This is a genomic window from Streptococcus sp. SO2, from assembly GCF_030440025.1.
The window spans coordinates 46,859-65,243 of the sequence record NZ_JAQFJH010000009.1 but is presented as its reverse complement, the minus strand read 5'-3'; the positions used below and the strand labels follow the sequence as shown (position 1 = coordinate 65,243).

Genomic DNA, 18,385 nt, shown 5'->3' with positions numbered 1-18,385 from the left:
GGGAGTTTAGCTCAGCTGGGAGAGCATCTGCCTTACAAGCAGAGGGTCAGCGGTTCGATCCCGTTAACTCCCATAGGTCCCGTAGTGTAGCGGTTATCACGTCGCCCTGTCACGGCGAAGATCGCGGGTTCGATTCCCGTCGGGACCGTTTAAGATAACGGAAGTTATTTTAGACTCGTTAGCTCAGTTGGTAGAGCAATTGACTTTTAATCAATGGGTCACTGGTTCGAGCCCAGTACGGGTCATCATTGCGGGTTTGGCGGAATTGGCAGACGCACCAGATTTAGGATCTGGCGCTTAACGGCGTGGGGGTTCAAGTCCCTTAACCCGCATAATAGAAATCAGCCGGCTTAGCTCAGTTGGTAGAGCATCTGATTTGTAATCAGAGGGTCGCGTGTTCAAGTCATGTAGCCGGCATTTTTTTATATAGAATAAGAGGTCAATGCGAACGTAGTTCAGTGGTAGAACACCACCTTGCCAAGGTGGGGGTCGCGGGTTCGAATCCCGTCGTTCGCTTAGAGAGGCCGGGGTGGCGGAACTGGCAGACGCACAGGACTTAAAATCCTGCGATTGGTAACGATCGTACCGGTTCGATTCCGGTCCTCGGCATATAATGATGAGCACCCTTAGCTCAACTGGATAGAGTACCTGACTACGAATCAGGCGGTTAGAGGTTCGACTCCTCTAGGGTGCATTTTTTTATTTAACGCGGGAAGTAGCTCAGCTTGGTAGAGTACTTGGTTTGGGACCAAGGTGTCGCAGGTTCGAATCCTGTCTTCCCGATCGATTACGAGGATACTTTAGGGTATCTTTTTTTTATTTACTAAGGAGATTCTGAGAGTCTTCTTTTTTGTTTACGGAATAAATTTGTGTAAACTAGCAGTGCTTAAGGAATGGTACTAGTCATATATTTTCTTTAATTATGGTAAAATAGTAAAAGAATAATGTGAGGAAAATGAATGTCAAGTAAGTTTGAAATTTTAATGAATCAACTAGGAATCTCTGATCAATTGAGACGGGATCCTGCTCTTGTTGATGCAAAAATTGAGCGTGTTGTGGTTCATAAAATTAGTAAGATTTGGGAATTTCATTTTGTATTTTCTAATATTTTACCGATTGAAATCTTTTTAGAGTTAAAGAATGGGCTTAGTGAAGAATTTTCTAAAACAGGCAATCGAGCTGTTTTCGAAATCAAGGTTCTCTCTCAAGAATTTTCAAATGAACTCTTGCAGGCCTACTATAGAGAGGCTTTTTCTGAAGGTCCATGTGCAAGTCAGGGGTTTAAATCTCTTTACCAGAATTTAAACGTTCGTTCGGAAGGAAATCAACTCATTATTGAAGGTTCAGAGGCGATTGATAAGGAGCACTTTAAGAAGAATCATCTTCCTAATTTGGCAAAGCAACTCGAAAAGTTTGGTTTTCCAGCTTTTGTATGCCAAATAGAAAAGAACGATGCTCTTACACAAGAGCAGGAGGAAGCCTTCCATACGGAGAATGAACAGATTGTGCAAGCTGCCAATGAGGAAGCGCTCCGGGCTATGGAGCAACTGGAACAAATGGCTCCTCCTCCAGTAGAAGAGAAGCCAGCCTTTGATTTTCAGGCTAAAAAGGCTGCGGCCAAGCCTAAACTAGATAAGGCTGAAGTTACTCAGATGATCGACGTGACGACTGAGGAAAATCGCCTGGTCTTTGAAGGGGTCGTTTTTGATGTGGAGCATAAGGTGACCAGAACTGGTCGTGTTTTGATCAACTTTAAAATGACAGACTACACTTCAAGTTTTTCAATGCAAAAATGGGTTAAGAATGAAGAAGAGGCTCAGAAGTTTGACATCATTAAGAAGAATTCTTGGCTTCGAGTTCGTGGGAATGTGGAGATGAATAACTTCACACGTGATTTGACCATGAACGTCCAGGATGTGCAGGAAGTGGTTCACTATGAGCGGAAGGATTTGATGCCAGAAGGTGAGCGTCGGGTTGAGTTTCATGCTCATACAAATATGTCGACCATGGATGCTTTACCAGAGGTTGAAGAAATCGTTGCGATAGCTGCTAAGTGGGGACACAAGGCGGTTGCCATCACGGACCATGGGAATGTCCAGTCCTTCCCACATGGCTACAAGGCAGCTAAGAAAGCTGGAATTCAGCTGATCTATGGAATGGAAGCCAATATCGTGGAGGACCGTGTCCCTATCGTTTACAACGAAGTGGAGATGGGCTTGTCAGAAGCGACCTATGTGGTCTTTGACGTGGAAACGACGGGACTTTCAGCTATCTATAATGATTTGATTCAGGTTGCGGCCTCTAAGATGTACAAGGGGAATGTTATTGCCGAATTTGATGAATTTATCAATCCCGGGCATCCATTATCAGCCTTTACTACTGAGTTGACAGGAATTACAGATGATCATGTCAAAAATGCTAAACCACTGGAACAAGTTTTGCAAGAATTCCAAGAATTTTGCAAGGATACAGTCTTAGTTGCTCACAATGCTACCTTTGACGTTGGCTTTATGAATGCCAACTATGAGCGCCATGGTCTGCCTAAAATTAACCAGCCAGTTATCGATACGCTGGAGTTTGCTAGAAATCTCTATCCTGAGTATAAACGTCATGGTTTGGGACCTTTGACCAAGCGTTTTGGTGTGGCACTTGAACACCACCACATGGCCAACTACGATGCGGAAGCTACTGGTCGTCTGCTCTTCATCTTTATCAAAGAGGTGGCAGAGAAACATGGTGTGACTGATTTAGCTAGACTCAACATTGATTTGATTAGTCCAGACTCTTATAAAAAAGCTCGGATCAAGCATGCGACTATCTATGTCAAGAATCAAGTTGGTTTAAAAAATATTTTTAAGCTGGTTTCTTTGTCCAATACCAAGTACTTTGAAGGGGTGCCACGGATTCCGAGAACGGTTCTAGATGCCCATCGGGAGGGCTTGATTTTGGGGTCGGCTTGCTCGGAAGGCGAAGTTTTTGACGCAGTTGTTTCCCAAGGTGTGGATGCGGCGGTTGAGGTGGCCAAGTATTATGACTTTATCGAGGTCATGCCACCAGCTATCTATGCTCCCTTGATTGCCAAGGAGCAGGTCAAGGATATGGAAGAACTCCAGACTATTATCAAGAGTTTGATAGAAGTCGGGGACCGTCTTGGCAAGCCTGTTTTGGTTACGGGAAATGTTCACTATATTGAACCGGAAGAAGAGATTTACCGTGAAATTATTGTCCGTAGTTTGGGACAGGGGGCTATGATTAACCGAACCATCGGTCATGGTGAACATGCCCAACCAGCACCGCTACCGAAGGCTCATTTTAGAACGACCAATGAAATGTTGGATGAATTTGCTTTCTTGGGAGAAGATTTAGCACGCAAATTAGTCATCGAAAACACCAATTCCTTGGCAGATATCTTTGAACCTGTTGAGGTTGTTAAAGGTGACTTGTATACACCTTTCATCGACAAGGCTGAAGAAACGGTCGCTGAGTTGACCTATAAGAAAGCTTTTGAGATTTATGGAAATCCGCTGCCAGATATTGTTGATTTGCGGATTGAAAAAGAATTAACTTCCATTCTGGGGAATGGATTTGCCGTGATTTATCTGGCATCGCAGATGCTGGTGCAACGTTCCAATGAACGGGGCTACTTGGTTGGCTCTCGTGGGTCTGTTGGGTCCAGTTTTGTTGCGACCATGATTGGGATTACGGAGGTCAATCCTCTCTCTCCTCATTATGTTTGTGGTCAGTGTCAGTATAGTGAGTTTATCACGGATGGTTCTTACGGTTCAGGGTTTGATATGCCCAATAAGGATTGTCCAAACTGTGGTCATAAACTTAGCAAAAATGGGCAGGATATTCCCTTTGAGACCTTCCTCGGTTTTGATGGGGACAAGGTTCCCGATATTGACTTGAACTTCTCGGGAGAAGACCAGCCTAGCGCCCACTTGGATGTACGTGATATCTTTGGTGAGGAATATGCCTTCCGTGCAGGCACGGTTGGTACGGTGGCTGCCAAGACTGCCTATGGCTTTGTCAAGGGCTACGAGAGAGACTACGGGAAGTTTTATCGTGATGCAGAGGTGGAACGCCTCGCTCAGGGTGCGGCTGGTGTCAAGCGGACAACAGGACAACACCCGGGAGGAATCGTTGTTATTCCTAACTACATGGATGTCTACGACTTTACGCCTGTCCAGTATCCAGCAGATGATGTGACGGCTGAATGGCAGACGACTCACTTTAACTTCCATGATATCGATGAGAATGTCCTCAAACTCGATGTACTGGGGCATGATGATCCGACCATGATTCGAAAATTGCAGGACTTGTCTGGGATTGACCCTAATGAAATTCCTATGGATGATGAAGGTGTCATGGCCCTCTTTTCAGGGACGGATGTACTTGGGGTGACGCCGGAGCAAATCGGAACGCCGACGGGCATGCTGGGAATCCCAGAGTTTGGAACCAACTTTGTACGTGGGATGGTAGACGAGACGCATCCGACGACTTTTGCGGAATTGCTTCAGCTCTCAGGTCTGTCCCACGGTACCGATGTGTGGTTGGGAAATGCCCAGGATTTGATCAAGCAAGGGATTGCGGACCTATCGACTGTTATCGGTTGTCGGGACGATATCATGGTTTATCTCATGCATTCTGGTCTTGAACCTAAGATGGCCTTTACCATCATGGAACGGGTACGTAAGGGCTTGTGGTTGAAGATCTCCGAAGAGGAGAGAAATGGCTATATCGAAGCCATGAAGGCCAATAAGGTGCCAGAGTGGTATATCGAATCTTGTGGGAAAATCAAATATATGTTCCCCAAAGCCCATGCGGCAGCCTACGTTATGATGGCCTTGCGTGTGGCCTACTTCAAGGTTCACCATCCCATTTATTATTACTGTGCTTACTTCTCTATCCGCGCCAAGGCTTTTGATATCAAAACCATGGGAGCAGGCTTGGATGCCATTAAGCGTAGAATGGAAGAAATCGCTGAAAAACGGAAGAACAATGAAGCCTCTAATGTGGAAATTGATCTTTATACAACTCTTGAGATTGTCAATGAAATGTGGGAACGTGGCTTTAAGTTTGGCAAGTTAGATCTCTATCGTAGTGATGCGACTGAATTCATCATTGATGGAGACACTCTTATCCCACCATTTGTCGCAATGGATGGTCTAGGAGAGAACGTTGCTAAGCAGTTGGTGCGTGCTCGAAAAGAAGGGGAATTCCTCTCTAAAACCGAACTCCGCAAGCGTGGCGGACTCTCATCTACCTTAGTTGAAAAGATGGATGAAATGGGGATTCTCGGCAATATGCCAGAGGATAACCAGTTGAGTTTGTTTGATGATTTGTTTTAAAAAAAAATTAACAGACGGACAAAAATTGTCCATCTGTTTTGTTATACTTATAGCATAACAAAGAAAGAGGTTTAAATGATGAACAATACAGGATTAGATAACAAATATCAATTTGAAAATTTTATAGAAAAAGACGGTAATGCTTTAGCAAAAAAGAAGCTTTAGAAGTAGTAAAGAACTTAGGATTAAAATACAATCCCCTTTATATTTATGGGCAATCAGGTTCAGGAAAAACACATCTCCTGCAAGCAATTGGAAATAAGGTTCTTGAGAACAATCCAGAAAAGCGAGTAAAATATATTTCTGCTAAAGATTTGTTAGAAAATGAGCTAGAAATACAAAAAGTTAGAAGTGAGAAGTTTGATCTCCTAATAGTAGATGATATTCAGATATTGGGAGAAAAGGATGATATGATTCAAGAAAAATTTTTTAATCTTTTTAATTCTCAACATGATATGAATAAACAAATGGTTTTCTCTGGTGACTCTGAACCAGATCAATTGGAAAATCTAAATTTTCATTTGATTGTGCGTTTTAAGTGGGGAATGACAGCTTGTCTAACATTGCTTGAAGATTAACAAAAAGGACATTAGATGAATGATCAAGAGAGATTACTAACAATCTTTTTACGCTTACAGTTTGGGACTCCGTTAGGAAAAAAGCAATTAGCCCAGGAATTTGAGGTTAGTGAAAAGACGATACAGAGAGATTTTTCGCTCCTTCGTGATATTTTATCCAGTCATCTCGATTTTAATGGAGACCTGCTTTATAGTCGTAAAACAAATAAGTATAGCCTATCAAGTAAGTCAGTTTTTAATAAAAAGGATATACTTGTTATTTCAAAGATTTTATTGGAAAATCGAGCATTGAATCGGCCAGAAATTGATAGCTTACTAAAAAATTTACTGATTTTAGTTCCTCGTGATGACCAGAAAGAAATTGAGCAAATCATTGGTAGTGAAAAGCTTAATTATGCTCCCTTAACGGATCAGCAAAATAGAATAGAGAAAATATGGAATTTATCAGAAGCTATTTTGCATGAACAGGTTCTAGATATTGTCTATCAAAAACCTTATTCTGAGTCTTCTAAGAAGCAGACGGTTTTACCTGTATCTCTTTACTATGATAGTCATTATTTTTATCTGGTTGTTTATCAGTTAAAACACGCTACTTATATTACTTTAAGAGTAGACCGTATCCAATCATGGTCTCTTAGTGGTATAGAGAAACCCTCTATTTCTTATAGAGATAAATTTAGAGATGGTGATATTCGTAACGAGAGAGTTGATGCTTTTATCGGGAAGAAAATCAGTATTGAGATTGGGTATTTGTATGATCCTACTATTGTGATGGATCAATTTCCAAATGCAAAAATAGTTGGGAAAAATGGTGACTGGACTCATTTTAAGTTTAAAAGTCAGTATACACCGGGTCTTAAACGCTGGTTACTGGGACAAGGGGAAGCAGTTACTGTTTTGTCTCCTCGGATTTTAGTAGAGGATATGAAGCGAACAGTTCAAGAAATGATAGATAAATATAAATGAGGATAAAATGAGTATTCAATTTACTTCTAAAAAGGTTGGAGAACTATTGAAAAAAGGGAATTTGCGGATTCCTTCTTATCAAAGACCATATAAATGGAACAGAAAACATATCCGTAATCTTTTTTATGATTTACGAGATGCTATGGGGAAAAAGGAATATCAGATTGGTTCCGTTATCCTGCATAAGAATGATGGACACTTAGATATTGTCGATGGACAGCAACGGCTAATTTCAATTTCTTTGTTTCTTCATTCGTTAGATGACTTAGAGAATTATAAGGGTGCGAATCAACTGTTGAGTGCTGAAGAATTTGGAGAGCTATCTTGCTATCATGCGAGTGAAAATTATAATGAGTGGAAAAATTTAACTCAATTAGTTGGCGAAAATGAGGCAAAAGATATTTGCAACTTTTTATTAGAGAATTGTGCTGTCTCTGTGATTACTATGCCCCAAGAACGATTATCTGAAGCCTTTCAGTTATTTGATTCTCAGAATAATCGTGGTAAATCTTTAGAACCTCATGATTTGCTCAAAGCCTATCATCTTCGCAAGCAAGATTCAGAAGATGAAAAGATTGTTGAAAAGTGGGAGCAATTTGTAGAGGATAAAGAGTTAAGTCTCAAAGAGTTGTTTGATAATCATCTTTTTCGTATGAGACGTTGGTCGCGAGGAGAGACAGGATTAACAAACAAGCGTTATGGATCTTATCTCCGCTTTACAGAGGATTTTATTGACGACTTTAAAGGCGTTGATTTGAATCAGAACTTTCCATATCTAGAATTGTATCGTCATATTGAAAATCTCCCTATGTCCATTACTATGCCAATCATTGATGGAAGTAAATTTTTTGAGTATATTGAATCTTCTCATGAAACTATTAAAAATCATAAAGATTTTTTAAATGAACAGTTAGGAATCTCTAATGAGTCAGAGGAGGAAGAACAAAATTTAGCTTACCCAGAAGGTATGTTAAACATTTACAACAGCTCAAAGGGTCGCTATCTCAAGTGTCACAATATATTCCTAAATATTTGCTCGCTTTTCGCAGATAGATTTGGAAAAGAGGAGCTATCAAAAGAGATAGTAGAGACCTTGTTTATTTGGTCTTATTACCCTCGAGTTAAGTCTAAAGCCATATATGATGCAACTGTTGGAAACTATGTTGCTGGTGGAAGGTTTAGACAAAAAGAGGTTCAAAAGCTATTTCAACTTTTATCTCATGCTGTCACTCCAAATGATTTCATGGTCAAGATAGATAGAGAGTTATTTGAAAATTATACTGTGGAACAAATTATAGAAGAGGAAAAAGATAAATGGTAGAAACACATATATGCTTATCAGTTAATCGTTTGCTAAATGAAGAGACCTATGCTATTCCTCTTTATCAGAGAAATTTTTCCTGGACTTATGATGAGATCGAACAATTATTGAACGATGTAGCAGATGCTTTTAAAGAAAAGAGAGACAATTACTATATTGGAACATTAGTCGTCAATGAAGAGAATGGTATTTTCAAAATTATAGATGGTCAACAACGAACCACAGCCTTTAATTTAATTGCTTTGGTTTTGAAAAATGAGTTTGATTGTGACAGATTAGAGGCGGTTCGTTTAACTTTCCCAGCTCGGAGGAAATCAAATGAAAATATTCAAAAACTATTTACTAAGCAAAAAATTTCTGAGGACGATGAAAATGAATTAACTAGAGGGTACATACATGCTAAAGATGCCTTAAAAAAAGTGCTAGGAGAGCGCCAACTTGAACTTCAGTCCTTCGTTGATTATCTTTTTGAGAATGTCATCATTTTTCGAAGTATACTTCCTAAAGATTTAGATTTGAATCTTTATTTCGAACGTTTTAACTCTCGGGGAGAACAACTAGAAGCTCATGAAATTCTTAAGGCACAAATGATGGCTAAGTTTGATGAAGATCAAGAAATGGCACAAAAATTTGCAAGAATTTGGGATGCCTGTGTGGAATTTGATAAGCCGGTAATAAAAACTTTTCAAATCCGAAGTAGACCAAACAATACTGATGAAGAGGGGGAGAAAATTTTTGGTAAAGAATTTACTAACTTCAAATTGGAAAGTGTATTTGAGAAAATAAGAGTAAAAAAAATTGAGCAACGAAGTTTACTAGATGCAATTACTCAGACAAAATATGAAAGTAGTAGCTTAGTAAATAATGGAGCAGACATTTCAAATTATACGACTATAATTGATTTTCCAACATTTTTACTTCAAGTTTTTTTCATCATGGAAGGAAATGACGAAACTACATTTGATGATAAAAAATTATTGACAATATTTCAAATTGAACGTCGAGATAGAAAATGGGTTCAACAATTTGGGAATTTACTTCTGACTATGAAGCATATATTTGATACGTTTATCGTAAAAAATGTCCAATTAGAAAATGAAACCGAATGGCAAATCAAACGAGGTCAGTATGAGACATATCAACGAAATGAAAATGGAGGATGGAAATATGTCCGAATTAATTATCAAAAAAATACATTTGACAATTTAAACAAAAACATTATCCTCCTTCAATCTATGTTTGCTGTGACCTTTACTGCTAATCGTGATAGTCGTTGGTTATATGAGATTTTACAATTTCTCTTCAGACATATTGAAGAACTAAATGATCAAGAATTTGGTGCTCATTTTAAAGAATTTCTAGAAAAAATGGCAGTAACGTATGCAGAAGAAAGATTTTTTACTGAGGATAGAAGAATTAAGAAATATGGTGCAATTCCTGTTTATGCTTTTAACTTTGTGGATTATGTTTTATGGAAAAATCGTGAAGAATTAAAGAAAGCATACGATGTTAAGTTTGAAGATTTCAAATTTACATATCGTCGTTCTATAGAGCATTGGTTTCCACAACATCCAAATAGTGATGAAAGAGTTGAAAAAATTGATGATAAATTTTTGCATTCCTTTGGGAATCTCTGTATCATTACAGATAGTCAAAATTCGAAGTTTGGAAATTTAGTTCCAAGTGCAAAATATAAACAGTGGGAAGGAATTTTCAATCGCCAGAGTTTAAAATTACAGATGATGGCAGATGTAACGGTAAAGAATGATAAATGGGGTATTTGTGAGATTCAATTTATGGAAAAAGAAGTGGAAAGATATGTACACGACTTTTGTGATAGTTAAATAAAAACAAGCTTTAATGAGCTTGTTTTTTAAAATGCTAATATATGTGATATACTAGTAATGGGGGACATTTGATGAAACTAAGGATTTTTGCGGAAGATAAACCTGCTGAAAAGATTTTTGACTATCAGCTAGAGCTGGCAGATGAAACAATTCTTCTATCGACAGCACTCTTGTCAGGTGCTATTGCTTTGGCAGGATTATTTTCTGCTTTGAAAGAAAAATAACAAAAGAAAAGGACAAATAAAATGGTTTTACCAAATTTTAAAGAAAATCTAGAAAAATATGCGAAATTGTTGGTTGCGAATGGAATTAACGTGCAGCCTGGTCATACTTTGGCTCTTTCTATCGATGTGGAGCAACGCGAGTTGGCGCATTTAATTGTTAAAGAAGCTTATGCACTTGGTGCACACGAAGTTATCGTTCAATGGGCAGACGACTTTGTAAATCGTGAGAAATTCCTTCACGCGCCGATGGAGCGTTTAGACAATGTACCAGAATACAAGATTGCTGAGATGAACTATCTCTTGGAGAATAAGGCTAGCCGTCTCGGTGTCCGTTCTTCTGATCCAGGTGCCTTGAACGGAGTGGATGCGGACAAGCTTTCAGCTTCTGCTAAAGCTATGGGACTTGCGATGAAGCCAATGCGTATCGCAACACAATCCAACAAGGTTAGCTGGACTGTAGCAGCCGCTGCTGGACTTGAGTGGGCTAAGAAAGTCTTTCCAAATGCTGCGAGCGATGAAGAAGCAGTCGATCTCCTCTGGGACCAAATCTTTAAGACTTGTCGTGTCTATGAGGAAGATCCTGTTAAGGCTTGGGAAGAACATGCAGCCATCCTCAAGAGCAAGGCAGATATGCTTAATAAAGAACAATTTTCAGCACTTCACTACACAGCGCCAGGAACAGATTTGACACTTGGTTTGCCAAAGAACCACGTTTGGGAATCAGCTGGTGCTATCAATGCACAGGGCGAAGGATTCTTGCCAAATATGCCAACAGAAGAAGTCTTTACAGCGCCTGACTTCCGTCGTGCAGATGGCTATGTAACCTCTACAAAACCACTTAGCTACAACGGAAATATCATTGAAGGCATTAAAGTAACCTTCAAGGATGGTCAAATCGTAGATATCACTGCTGAAAAGGGTGAACAGGTCATGAAAGACCTTGTCTTTGAAAATGCGGGCGCGCGTGCCTTGGGCGAATGTGCCTTGGTACCAGATCCAAGCCCAATTTCTCAGTCAGGCATTACCTTCTTTAACACGCTTTTCGATGAGAATGCTTCAAACCACTTGGCTATCGGTGCAGCCTATGCGACCAGCGTTGTTGGTGGAGCAGAGATGAGCGAAGAAGAGCTTGAAGCTGCAGGGCTTAACCGTTCAGATGTTCACGTGGACTTTATGATTGGTTCGAATCAAATGGATATCGATGGTATCCGTGAGGATGGAACACGCGTACCACTCTTCCGTAATGGAGACTGGGCAATTTAAGGAGAAGCTATGCTTGGAAGTATGTTTGTTGGTCTCCTAGTGGGACTCTTGGCAGGTGCTTTGACCAATCGTGGAGAAAGTATGGGATGCTTTGGGAAAATGTTTCTCGGCTGGATTGGTGCTTCTTTGGGGCACCTGCTCTTTGGAACTTGGGGTCCAAACCTAGCGGGGATAGCCATTGTTCCAGCTGTTTTAGGTGCTATGGTTGTCTTAGCTATTTTCTGGAGACGAGGAAGTTAATTTCTTAAATCTGATACTCAATGAAAATCAAAGAGCAAACTAGGAAACTAGCCGCAGACTGCTCAAAGCACTGCTTTGAGGTTGTGTATAGAACTGACGAAGTCAGCTCAAAACACTGTTTTGAGGTTGCAGATGGACGTTGACGCGGTTTGAAGAGATTTTTGAAGAGTATGAAAAGAAAAGGAGGTTGGTCATTGAACCAGCCTCCTTTTGAGTATGATATAATAGTTCTATGAGATTAGATAAATTTTTAGTTGCCTGCGCTGTAGGGAGTCGGACGGAGGTCAAAAACTTGCTCAAGGCTGGACGCGTGACGGTCAATGGCAAGAAAGAAAAATCAGCAAAATTGCAAATAAATGAAGAAAAAGACGAAATTCGCTTTGATGGTCAAGTGCTGGAGTATGAAGAGTTTGTCTACTACATGATGAACAAGCCCCAAGGAGTTATTTCAGCGACTGAAGATTCCAAGCATAGAACGGTTCTAGACTTGCTGGATGATATTGCTAGGAGCAAGGAAGTTTTCCCAGTAGGACGCTTGGATATCGATACGCATGGTCTTCTGCTCTTGACCAATGACGGCCAGCTTGCCCATTCTCTTCTTTCGCCTAAACGTCATGTGGATAAGACCTATCTAGCTCAAGTCAAAGGTATTATGACCCAAGAAGATGTGGAGACATTTGCCAAGGGCATTCCTCTCAAAGACTTTACCTGTCAGCCTGCTAGACTGGAGCTTGTATCGGTAGATCCAGAAAAAAATCAAAGTCTGGTTCGTGTGACCATTGCTGAAGGTAAGTTTCATCAGGTCAAACGCATGGTGGCATACTGTGGCAAGGAAGTGGTGGACCTACAACGTTTGACGATGGGAACTTTAGCCTTGGATGAGAACTTAGAACAAGGAGAATGGCGTCGCTTGACCAAGGAGGAGTTAGAGGAGCTCCTTGCTAGTATTGCTTAGTTTGGATTATGTTAGAAAAGGTGAGGAGAATGTCCTTGCCTTTTTAAGTTTTTCGGTTGCTTCCTTTGTGAAAAGAGTTATAATAGACAGTAGAATAAAAGGAGGAATCTATGAACGCGATTCAAGAATCATTTACAGATAGACTATTTGCCAACTATGAAGCAAATGTCAAATACCAAGCGATTGAAAATGCTGTCAGCCATAACGGAATTTTTGCAGCCCTAGAACGTCGCCAAAGCCATGTAGACAATACACCTGTTTTCTCATTGGATTTGACCAAGGACAAGGTTACTAACCAGAAAGCCTCTGGTCGTTGCTGGATGTTTGCAGCTCTCAACACCTTCCGCCACAAACTCATCTCTCAATACAAACTGGAAAACTTTGAGTTGTCACAAGCCCACACTTTCTTCTGGGACAAGTACGAGAAATCCAACTGGTTCTTGGAGCAAGTCATTGCGACTGCAGATCAAGAATTGACGAGCCGTAAGGTTAGCTTCCTACTCCAAACTCCACAACAAGACGGTGGACAGTGGGATATGGTCGTGGCCCTCTTTGAAAAATATGGTGTCGTTCCTAAGTCAGTTTACCCTGAGTCTGTTTCATCTAGTAATAGCCGTGAGCTCAATGCAATTCTTAACAAATTGCTTCGCCAAGATGCCCAAATCTTGCGTGACTTGCTCGCTTCTGGTGCTGACCAAGCGACTGTTCAAGCTAAGAAAGAAGACCTCTTGCAAGAAATCTTTAACTTCCTTGCTATGTCACTAGGTCTTCCACCGCGTAAATTTGACTTTGCTTATCGCGATAAGGATGATAACTACCAAAGCGAAAAGGGTATCACGCCACAAGAGTTTTACAAGAAATATGTCAATCTTCCTCTAGAAGACTACGTTTCTGTTATCAATGCTCCAACTGCTGACAAGCCTTACGGTAAATCTTACACAGTTGAGATGTTGGGAAATGTGGTTGGTAGCCGTGCAGTTCGTTACATCAACGTACCAATGGAGCGCTTAAAAGAATTGGCGATTGCCCAAATGCAAACAGGAGAAACTGTTTGGTTTGGTTCAGATGTCGGCCAGCTCAGCAACCGCAAAGCTGGAATCCTTGCGACTGATGTTTATGACTTTGAATCAAGCATGGATATTCAACTGACTCAAGACAAGGCTGGACGTTTGGACTACAGCGAAAGTTTGATGACCCACGCCATGGTCTTGACAGGTGTGGACTTGGACGAAAATGGCAAGTCAACCAAGTGGAAAGTTGAAAACTCATGGGGAGACAAGGTCGGTGCAGATGGTTACTTTGTCGCCTCAGACGCTTGGATGGACGAATACACTTACCAAATCGTTGTCCGTAAAGAATTGCTGACAGCAGAAGAACAAGCTGCCTATGAAGCAGAACCAATCGTACTTGCACCATGGGATCCAATGGGAGCCTTGGCAGAATAAAGCATAAAGAAAAGAGGTTAGGGGAATCCTAGCCTCTTTTTAAGTTCTTCTTGAAGTGGCGATAGGTGATGCTTGCCAAGGGAGTTCTCCTTATTTTGAGTCTTTAAGTGACAGAGAAAAAGATATGTGTTACTATAGTAGTACAAAAGGATATCGGAGTAGAAATGAAGTATTTAAGCAGTCAAGACATCAAGGATCGTCAACGAAATATCAGCGACATTAAACCCTACAAAACAACCAAGGAAATCGTCGTTTCAAATATCTTTACCTTCTTTAATGCCATGAACCTGGCTCTGGCAGTTCTGGTAGCCACAACCTTGCGATTTGAGAACATGCTCTTTTTAGGTGTGATTGCTATCAATACAGCTATCGGGATTTTCCAAGAAGTGCGTTCAAAAAATGCTTTGGAAAAGCTAAGTTTGCTTGGTAAAAGTAAGTACAAGGTCAATCGAGATGGTCAAACGATCGAGATTGATCCAGAAGACATCGTTCTGGGGGAATATCTGCATCTCAATCTGGGAGATCAGGTACCTGTCGATGCAGAAGTGCTTGAAGGAACGATCGAAGTGGATGAGTCCTTGCTGACTGGTGAGAGTGATTCAGTCTTTAAAACAGCAGGTGACAAGCTGATGAGCGGAAGCAATGTCGTTAGCGGTACTTGTCTGGTCACGGCGACGGCGGTCGGACCCGATAGTTATATCAACAAACTCGCAAAATCCAGCAAGGAATTCAAAAAATACCCTTCTCAACTACGCGATTACATGGATAAGATTTTAAAAATCGTCTCGATCTTGCTGGTGCCAGTTGCCATTCTGCTCTATGTCAGAGGTTTTAGTCTAGGACGGTCTTATGTTGAAATTGTTTTAGGAAGTTCAGGTGCCTTGGTCGGCATGATTCCAGAGGGTTTGATTCTCTTGGTTAGTGTGTCCCTAGCAGTAGCAGCCATGAAGCTGGCTAAAAAGAAGGTTCTGGTACAGGAGCTATACTGTGTAGAGACCTTGGCGCGAGTAGATATTCTTTGTTTTGATAAGACGGGAACTATCACGACGGGGAATATGAAGGTCCAAGAAATGGATGCTAATGTAGCAGAGAAACTATCTTCTTATTTGGCTTATTTCGAAGATGAAAATGCAACTTCCCGAGCTCTGAAGACTTACTTAACCTGTGAGAAAAAGTGGGAAGTTCAAGAAGTCGGTGCATTTTCAAGTAAAAATAAGTATTCCTTTGTCCAAGTAAAAGAGGGTGGGACCTATTTCTTCGGAGCCTATGAGTTTCTAGGCTTTACCCAGCCGATGGATGCCTACTATGAACATCTAAAACAGCAAGGTTTTCGAATCTTAACACTCGCTCATAGCAGGGACCAGATTACGAGTCCAGCTAATGTGGAACTACTAGGCCACGTCGTTTTGTCAGATGAGATTAAGGACAATACCAAGGAAACCTTTGACTATTTCGAATCTCAAGGTGTTGAAGTGAAGATTATCAGTGGTGATAATCATGTGGCTGTATATGGGGTGGCTCGTAAGGCAGGTTTTAAGGAAGAAGCGCGGGCTATTGATATGACCAAGGTGAGCGATGATGACTTTGAAAGAGTGGTCTTGGAACACGAAATATTTGGACGTGTGACACCTGAACAGAAGCAAAAGATGGTATCTATTTTGCAAAATGCTGGTAAAACAGTTGCCATGAGTGGTGATGGAGTCAATGATGTCCTGGCTCTCAAGAAAGCAGATATTAGTTTTGCCATGAAGGGGGCTACGAGTGCAGCCAAAAGTGTATCCAATATTGTTTTTCTCACAGATGACTTTGCAGTATTTTATGATATCTTGATGGAAGGACGCCGGGTCATTAACAACATCCAAAAGGTAGCCTCTCTTTTTCTAACAAAGACCTTCTTCTCCATCGTTTTTGCCATTTTGAGTGTGGTATTTGGTTTGGAATTTGCCTTTATCCCCATTCAGTTTACAATCATTTCAGCCATTACGATTGGGATTCCATCCTTCTTCCTGACTTTTGAGTCCAATAAAGAAAAGGTTAGCACTCACTTTATGAGAGATATCCTAACCAACGCGGCGATTGGTGGTGGCGTTCTGGTTGCTAGTGTTCTTTTGACCAATTTCTTTATCACTGTCCCAGGTCAGGTCAAATTTATTTGCTTCCTCCTTGCCCTGATCAATGGTCTGTGTCTAGTTGCCAAGGTCAGCTTGCCTTTTAATCGATACAAGATGCTTTTGCTCACGTTTTTGAGCCTTGCAGCCCTTGTTGGTGTACTTGCCAATACTTTTATCCTACAGGGAGCTTTTGTGCCTTTAGAAGCCAAACAGCTACTCTATGTTGCCATACTAGCAGTGGTGATTGGGTGCTTTCATTATCTTACTAGGAGAAAAAGTTGATACATAAAAAGAATCAGGTTTAATCCTGATTCTTTTTTGTTTATATATTCTCACCGAGATTACATGATACCGAAGAAACGAGCTGCGATACCAACTGCAAAGAGGGCAAGGATGATTGTGATTGGAGATACTTTTTTCTTAAGCAACCACATGCAAAGGAAAGTAAGGAGAAGTCCCATCAATCCTGGAATCAATGAGTCCAACTGACCTTGAAGCGTTTGTGGTTGAACTCTATCTAGGCTCATACCACTAAGCGCTTGACCAAGAATGCCCTTCAACTCAGCTCCTGTAACAGGACCTTCTGGGAAGTTGATGTAGGCACCTTCTGACAATTGTTTGCCTGGAAGGTTGATAGTGAAGTTGATGGATACCCAACGTTGTACAAGAACGGCAAGGATGAACATACCAAGGATAGAAGCACCTTTAGTGATGTCTTTCAAGATACCACCAGACATGTCTTTAGTGATCTCAGATCCAGCTTTGTAACCGAACTCTTGTGTATACCATAGGAAGGCCATACGGATAGCATTCCATCCAAAGAAGAAGAGAAGGGGACCAACAATGTTACCAGATGCAGCAAGTGATGCACCAAGGGCTCCAAGGATAGGACGAACTGTAAACCAGAATACTGGGTCACCGATACCAGCAAGAGGTCCCATCATACCGATTTTAACCCCTTGGATAGCCGCGTCATCGATTTCTACACCGTTAGCGCGCTCTTCTTCAAGTGCAAGAGTAACCCCCATGATAGGAGCAGCTACGTATGGGTGAGTGTTGAAGAACTCAAGGTGACGCTCAAGAGCAGCCGCTTGGTCTTCTTTTTTAGTGTATAATTTTTTGATAGCTGGGATTAATGAGTAAGCCCAACCCAAGTTTTGCATACGTTCGTAGTTCCAAGAACCTTGAAGGAATTGTGAACGCCACCAAACTTTTTGACGATCTGATTTTGATAATTGAATTTTTTCAGCCATGATTGTTCCCCTTTCTAGTAGTCTTCTAGGATATCACCGATTGGGTCGTTAGAAGTCGCAGCTCCGCCGCCACCGTTTCCACCTTGTTTTGTAAGGTTAAGGTAGATGAAGGCAAGGGCAACACCGATGACACCAAGGGCAATCAAAGTCAATTGAGAGATAGCTGCAAGAGCAAAACCGATAGCGAAGAATGGCCATACTTCACGAGTTGCCATCATGTTGATAACCATAGCGTAACCAACGGCAACGACCATAGCACCACCGACAGCCATACCACCGTTCAACCAGTCTGGCATCAAACCAAGAGCGTCTTGAACAGCAGAAGCTGGGATAGCGATAAGGAAGGCAGCAGGGATTGCAATACGAAGACCTTGAAGAAGAAGTGCAACAAAGTGAGCACGCTCAACAGCTGCAATGTTTCCGTCTTTAGCAGCAGCATCAGCTGAGTGAACTAAGGCAACTGAGATTGTACGAACAATCATTGTCAAGAAAAGTCCAGCTACAGCAAGAGGGATAGCTGTTGCCGTTGCAACGGCGATACCATCAGTAGTAAAGTTACCACCTTTGATCAAGATGATTGCTGCAGCAACAGATGCAAGAGCAGCGTCAGGAGCTACGGCAGCTCCGATGTTTGCCCAACCAAGGGCGATCATTTGAAGAGATCCACCAAGCATAACCCCTGCTTCGAGGTTACCAGTTGCAAGTCCGATAAGGGTACATGCGACGATTGGTTGATGGAATTGGAATTGGTCGAGGATACCTTCAAGACCTGCAAGGAAGGCAACAACTACAACCAAGATAGCAGAAATGATTGAAATATCTGACATGGTT

At 41.2% G+C, this 18,385-nt stretch carries 13 protein-coding genes and 9 tRNA genes; 20 read left to right on the top strand and 2 right to left on the bottom strand.

The genetic code is table 11. The annotated features are described in order from the left end of the window. From PCY17_RS08370 to PCY17_RS08275, 20 genes are all read left to right on the top strand, one after another. Positions 1–73, top strand: a tRNA-Val gene (locus PCY17_RS08370). A 2-nt stretch (positions 74–75) separates the two neighbouring features. Further along, a tRNA-Asp gene (locus tag PCY17_RS08365) sits at positions 76–148 on the top strand. Positions 149–172: 24 nt separating this feature from the next. After that, positions 173–245: transfer RNA gene (locus PCY17_RS08360), tRNA-Lys, on the top strand. A gap of 5 nt (positions 246–250) precedes the next feature. After that, positions 251–332: transfer RNA gene (locus PCY17_RS08355), tRNA-Leu, on the top strand. A gap of 12 nt (positions 333–344) precedes the next feature. After that, positions 345–417 (top strand) — tRNA-Thr (locus PCY17_RS08350). A 27-nt stretch (positions 418–444) separates the two neighbouring features. Continuing rightward, a tRNA-Gly gene (locus PCY17_RS08345) sits at positions 445–516 on the top strand. A 7-nt stretch (positions 517–523) separates the two neighbouring features. Then, positions 524–609 (top strand) — tRNA-Leu (locus tag PCY17_RS08340). An 11-nt stretch (positions 610–620) separates the two neighbouring features. Beyond that, positions 621–694, top strand: a tRNA-Arg gene (locus tag PCY17_RS08335). Positions 695–709: 15 nt separating this feature from the next. Beyond that, positions 710–783: transfer RNA gene (locus PCY17_RS08330), tRNA-Pro, on the top strand. Between the two features lie 176 nt (positions 784–959). Then, positions 960–5,351, top strand: coding sequence for a PolC-type DNA polymerase III (locus PCY17_RS08325; protein ID WP_301393288.1), 4,392 nt, complete (start codon positions 960–962; stop codon positions 5,349–5,351). A 206-nt stretch (positions 5,352–5,557) separates the two neighbouring features. Beyond that, entirely contained in the window at positions 5,558–5,929 is a 372-nt protein-coding gene (locus PCY17_RS08320) for a DnaA/Hda family protein (protein WP_230453984.1), read from the top strand. 15 nt (positions 5,930–5,944) lie between these two features. After that, positions 5,945–6,895 (top strand): YafY family protein, encoded by a 951-nt coding sequence (locus tag PCY17_RS08315; protein WP_000999607.1) that lies wholly within the window; start codon positions 5,945–5,947, stop codon positions 6,893–6,895. A gap of 7 nt (positions 6,896–6,902) precedes the next feature. Further along, complete coding sequence (locus tag PCY17_RS08310; protein ID WP_000027040.1) at positions 6,903–8,216, top strand: DUF262 domain-containing protein; 1,314 nt, start codon at positions 6,903–6,905, stop codon at positions 8,214–8,216. Beyond that, positions 8,210–10,060, top strand: coding sequence for a DUF262 domain-containing protein (locus PCY17_RS08305; RefSeq protein ID WP_084936780.1), 1,851 nt, complete (start codon positions 8,210–8,212; stop codon positions 10,058–10,060). The genes PCY17_RS08310 and PCY17_RS08305 overlap by 7 nt, the downstream gene beginning before the upstream one ends. Before the next feature lie 74 nt (positions 10,061–10,134). Next, entirely contained in the window at positions 10,135–10,287 is a 153-nt protein-coding gene (locus PCY17_RS08300) for a hypothetical protein (protein ID WP_000776615.1), read from the top strand. Between the two features lie 21 nt (positions 10,288–10,308). Beyond that, on the top strand, positions 10,309–11,550 hold the full coding sequence (locus PCY17_RS08295) for an aminopeptidase (RefSeq protein ID WP_200730213.1): 1,242 nt from the start codon (positions 10,309–10,311) through the stop codon (positions 11,548–11,550). A gap of 9 nt (positions 11,551–11,559) precedes the next feature. After that, positions 11,560–11,790, top strand: coding sequence for a GlsB/YeaQ/YmgE family stress response membrane protein (locus PCY17_RS08290; RefSeq protein ID WP_000901578.1), 231 nt, complete (start codon positions 11,560–11,562; stop codon positions 11,788–11,790). A gap of 232 nt (positions 11,791–12,022) precedes the next feature. After that, positions 12,023–12,745, top strand: coding sequence for a pseudouridine synthase (locus PCY17_RS08285; RefSeq protein ID WP_070837364.1), 723 nt, complete (start codon positions 12,023–12,025; stop codon positions 12,743–12,745). A gap of 110 nt (positions 12,746–12,855) precedes the next feature. Further along, the gene (gene pepC / locus PCY17_RS08280; RefSeq protein WP_301393284.1) at positions 12,856–14,190 is read left to right on the top strand and encodes an aminopeptidase C; all 1,335 of its coding nucleotides are present in this window, start codon (positions 12,856–12,858) and stop codon (positions 14,188–14,190) included. Between the two features lie 164 nt (positions 14,191–14,354). Further along, positions 14,355–16,583, top strand: a complete 2,229-nt coding sequence (locus tag PCY17_RS08275) for an HAD-IC family P-type ATPase (protein WP_033605604.1) — start codon at positions 14,355–14,357, stop codon at positions 16,581–16,583. 59 nt (positions 16,584–16,642) lie between these two features. On the opposite strand, the gene PCY17_RS08270 is transcribed toward PCY17_RS08275, so the two are convergent. After that, positions 16,643–17,554: a PTS system mannose/fructose/sorbose family transporter subunit IID gene (locus tag PCY17_RS08270; protein WP_000818313.1), complete on the bottom strand. Its 912-nt coding sequence runs from the start codon at positions 17,552–17,554 to the stop codon at positions 16,643–16,645. 14 nt (positions 17,555–17,568) lie between these two features. After that, the gene (locus PCY17_RS08265; protein WP_001280317.1) at positions 17,569–18,381 is read right to left on the bottom strand and encodes a PTS mannose/fructose/sorbose transporter subunit IIC; all 813 of its coding nucleotides are present in this window, start codon (positions 18,379–18,381) and stop codon (positions 17,569–17,571) included. Positions 18,382–18,385: the final 4 nt, after the last annotated feature.